This is a genomic window from Fictibacillus sp. NRS-1165 (genome assembly GCF_050468105.1).
GTDB classification, from domain to species: Bacteria; Bacillota; Bacilli; order Bacillales; family Fictibacillaceae; genus Fictibacillus_C; species Fictibacillus_C terrinigri.
In genome coordinates, this window is sequence record NZ_JBDPNU010000158.1 from 1 (window position 1) to 4,610 (window position 4,610).

Annotated in this window: 4 protein-coding genes; all 4 read left to right on the forward strand. The window is 42.0% G+C overall.

Translation table 11 applies throughout. The features are described from left to right. Nucleotides 1-314 precede the first annotated feature (314 nt). The gene (locus ABHN01_RS25470) at nucleotides 315-1,577 is read left to right on the forward strand and encodes an ABC transporter substrate-binding protein (protein WP_429877861.1); all 1,263 of its coding nucleotides are present in this window, start codon (nucleotides 315-317) and stop codon (nucleotides 1,575-1,577) included. Between the two features lie 143 nt (nucleotides 1,578-1,720). Then, complete coding sequence (locus tag ABHN01_RS25475; protein ID WP_429877864.1) at nucleotides 1,721-2,560, forward strand: carbohydrate ABC transporter permease; 840 nt, start codon at nucleotides 1,721-1,723, stop codon at nucleotides 2,558-2,560. After that, a complete protein-coding gene (locus ABHN01_RS25480; protein ID WP_429877862.1) occupies nucleotides 2,560-3,387 on the forward strand; it encodes a carbohydrate ABC transporter permease in 828 nt (275 codons plus the stop codon). The genes ABHN01_RS25475 and ABHN01_RS25480 overlap by 1 nt, the downstream gene beginning before the upstream one ends. A gap of 21 nt (nucleotides 3,388-3,408) precedes the next feature. Next, nucleotides 3,409-4,610 (forward strand): alpha-glucosidase/alpha-galactosidase (locus ABHN01_RS25485; protein ID WP_429877863.1); only part of this gene is annotated, 1,202 nt, incomplete at its 3' end.

Here is a 4,610-nt window from a genome sequence, read left to right on the forward strand (position 1 = left end):
CTGTTAAGGTTACGGTTCCAACTTCACTGGTCATCCGCCAAAGCTGCGGAACATCTGTAACAGAGCATCCTTTTAAGGAGGTGATTCAATAGATTAAAAGGAGATCTGAACAAAAAAGGATTATTCGCCCAGAAACCTGCCTATCTAGCCATAGGCATAAGTGACTGCCTATCACTCGTTTCTAAAGCGAATAGCCCGGCACTCCATTTACCAAGGAGCAACTATAAATTATATAGGAGCCCCAGTCATTGTGCAAACATCTTAAGATCGTTTGTTTTGGTTTTGAAAACCATTAATAACTAGGGGGAATGACATTGAAAAAGTTTGGTAAAACATTATTGCTTACATCAGCAATTGCTCTGGCATTGTCGGGCTGTAACAAACAGTCCAGTTCTGGAAGCGGAGGCAACGTGCAACTAACCTTATTCTCTACCGTCACCAACGAATCCGACAAGGCGGCTTTGGCTGATGCCATTAAAGAGTTTGAAAAGAAAAATCCAAACATTGATATTAAAGAAAATTTTCCCGCTGATAAATACGAAGGAATGCTCCGTGTAAAAATGGCAGCCAATGATATGCCCGATTTGTTTGACACCCACGGCTGGTCAAAGGACCGGTACGGTGAATATGTGGAGGATTTACAAAACATGAACTGGGTAAAGGACTTGGATCCAGCGATGAACGACATTCTTAAAAACAAGTCGGGCAAAGTTTATGCCTATCCTTTAAATCAGGCGAAAGACGGCATTACGTACAACGCTACCCTATTAAAAAAATACGGAATCCAGCCACCCGCAACGTTTGATGATTGGATGAGCGCCATGGCAGCCATTAAAAAGAAGAGCAAAGGTGAAGTCACTCCTCTTTGGTTTGCAGGATCGGATAAAAGTTCGTTTGGACAATATTTTGATCAATTTGCCACTCCTTTACTGATCACCGATCCCAAACATGATTATAGAAAAGAGCTCTTGGCCGGAACGTTTGACTGGTCGAAATTCACCTTCCTTCCTGAAAAACTCCAAGAAATGCAGAAAAAAGGATACTTGAACAAAGACGTATTAACCGCTCAAAACCAGCAGATGACAGATTTGATGGCACAAAACAAAATTGGGTTCATTATTGGCGGAGGGCTGCTCGGTCCTGCTGTAAAGGAACTAAATCCAAAGGTCCAGCTAGGCGTAATTCCAATGCCTGTCATCCATAAAGGTGACCAGCCGAGCTGGATTGGCGGAGAACGGCACACACTGGCCGTCTGGAAGGATTCCGAGCATAAAAAAGAAGCTAAAAAGTTTATCGATTTCCTGTCTCAGCCGGAAATGGTAAAAAAGATTGCTGAAGCGACTTCTTTGCCTGCAGGACTTACCAACACCAAAGCTAATAACTACTTCGCTAAAGACTATGAAAAATACAAAGACATTAAGGTTGAACCTTATTTCGATCGTGTCTACCTCCCTAGCGGAATGTGGGATGTACTCGGTGCCTCCGGTCAAGAACTTTTGTCCAAATCCATGACACCGGAACAAGTTTCCAAGAAAATCGGTGAAGAAAATAAACGCCTTTATAAACCTAAAAAGTAAGACAAGCTTATTTCATCCCTGAATCCATGACCGTAAAGGAGTTGAAATACTTGAATACCCTGATTGGTTTCAAAAAAGAAAAAGCTGTCCTTACTAATGTAAAAAAACGACCGAAAAATTCCCCTCAGTCCTCACTATGGTGGATGTATTTACCTGCTCTGGGTGCTGTCTGCTTTTTCATTTTATATCCGTTTCTCAATGGTTTAAAAATCTCATTTACCAACTGGAATGGTTTTTCTCAAGTCTATGATTATGTAGGATTCCAGCAATATAGCCGCCTGCTAAAAGATCCTGATACATGGCTGGTTGTTAAAAATACGCTGCTTTACGGACTGGGCAGCACGTTGTTTCAAAACATTATCGGTTTGCTGTATGCTTTATTGCTTAATCAAAGTATTAAAGTAAGGGGATTAACACGGACGATCATCTACTTGCCGGTTATTATCAGTCCACTGATCATGGGATACATTTGGTATTTTTTCTTTGCTTATCAAGGCGGTGCCTTAAACGATATTTTGATTCTTATGGGATTCGATAAGATCAATGCCTTAGCCAACCCCAGCGTGAACACTTGGATCATTGTTTTTGTTAACACTTATCAGTTCGTTGGCATAGCAATGATCATTTACCTTGCCGGACTGCAAAGCATTTCAAAAGATTATTATGAAGCAGCCCAGCTCGATGGCGCCTCCCCTTTTAATCAGTTTAAAAATATTACACTGCCTCTGTTGATGCCTTCCATTACCATCAACATTGTGCTGAATATCATCGGAGGCCTTAAACTGTTTGATGTCATCGTCTCGTTGACGGGCGGCGGGCCCGGCAATGCTTCTCAATCCATGTCCACGTTCATGTACGACTTGTATTTCAATCGGCAGGACGCTGGGTATGCAGCAACAGAAGGTGTATTAATGGCCGTCATTATTCTAGTGATCAGTATCTCTGCTTTGATTTTCTTCAAACGCAAGGAGGTAGAAGCGTAATGGGAAGCATCAATAAACCTAAAACACTGCTCACAATAGTTGCTTTGGTCATCGCGCTCTATCATCTGGTTCCCTTCTATATCTTACTGACGACTGCGCTCAAAGCGAAGGGAGACTTCAGTTCGAAATGGATTTTCCCCGACCGGCTTTCTTTGGATAACTTTAGAGAAGCATGGGAAATGGCGAATTTAGGTCCATCATTACTGAATACGTTGATCATTACTTTCTTTTCGGCTCTGCTTCTCATCTTTCTTGGTTCACTTGCCGCTTACCCATTGGCGAGAAGAAATACCAAGTTGAATACGTTTGTTTATGTCTTTTTTATCGCCATTATGGTCATTCCCCCATTAACCGCTCTGGTGCCTTTATATCAGCTGGTCGTGGATATCGGAATGATGAACACACGTACAATTGCCGTTTTAAATAACGTTGCGGCTTATATGCCGCTCACCATCTTTTTGTACGCCGGATTCATACGTTCTACGATCCCTAAAGAATTGGAAGAAGCAGCGAAAATGGATGGAGCCAGCACACTCTCTATCTTTTTTAAAGTAGTGTTTCCGCTCTTAAAACCAGTTACCGCTTCCATCCTAATCATTTCTTGTGTGTTTATATGGAATGATTATCAATTTGCAATTTTCTTCCTGCAAGCTGAAGAAGTAAAAACCATTACCGTCGCACTATCCAGCTTCTTTGGCCAAAATACGAACAGCTTAAATCTCGTAGCGGCAGCGGCCCTCATGGCCGTAGCTCCTATGGTCATCCTATTCTTGTTCTTGCAAAAGCATTTTATTGAAGGTTTGGCTTCTGGTTCAATAAAAGGATAAAAAATAAGTGGAGGGTTTACGATGAAGGTTACGATTATTGGTGCAGGCAGTGTGGTTTTTGCCAAGCGTTTAATTACAGACATTTTAAGTTTTCCTGAATTGCGGGATACTGTCTTTTCTTTAACCGATATCCATGCCGATCGGCTGCAAACCGCAGAGAAAATGACACAATCCATCATCGCCCAGTTCGGAAACAATGCCCGGGTAGAAGCTCACATCGATCGAAAACAGGCACTGGTCAATGCTGATTATGTACTGAACTTAATCCAAGTGGGGATGCATGAGGCTACATTGGTTGATTTCGAAATTCCAAAACGATATGGCTTAAAACAAACCATTGCCGACACACTTGGAGTTGGAGGGGTATTTCGTGCATTACGGACCATCCCGGTTCTCATCGATATCTGCAGAGATATGGAAGAAGTTTGTCCAGAAGCGTATTTGCTGAACTATACCAATCCGATGGCCATGCTCATGCTGGCCATCCAGAAAGCTTCTCCCATTAAATCTGTCGGATTATGCCATAGTGTTCAAAACACAGCAGATGAGTTGTCCTCTTACTTAAACATTCCAGTGGAAGAACTGGAATACAAAGTTGCGGGCATCAATCATATGGCCTGGTTCTTGGAGTTAAAAAGAAATGGCCAAGATCTTTATCCTTCGCTCTTTGAGGCTATGAAAGACCCAAGCATTTATGCCAAAGATAAAGTCCGTTTTGAAATGATGAAAAGATTAAATTTCTTTATCACAGAATCCAGTGAACACATGTCTGAATACACACCATATTTTATCAAACGGGATCAGTTAATCCGAGACTTCGATATTCCGATTGATGAATATGTGAGGAGAAGCGAAGCCAATTTAAATCAATTTGCCAAAACACAAAAGATGATTGACCAAGGACATGCCTTTCCGATGGAAAAAAGCCATGAATTTGGTGCTCCCATCATTCATTCTCTTGAAACAGGGGTCAATCGAGAGATCTGGGGAAATGTACTAAACACACACCTTATCACAAATCTGCCGACAAATTCCTGTGTGGAAGTACCTTGCCTGGTGAATAAACGAGGGATTCAGCCTATCCATGTTGGCGTGCTTCCACCCCATCTGGCTGCGATGAACATAACCAACATCAATGTTCAGCAACTGGTCGTTGAAGCTGTACTTACAAACAATGTAGACTATGTATATCAAGCGGTCATGCTCGATCCCCACACTTCCTC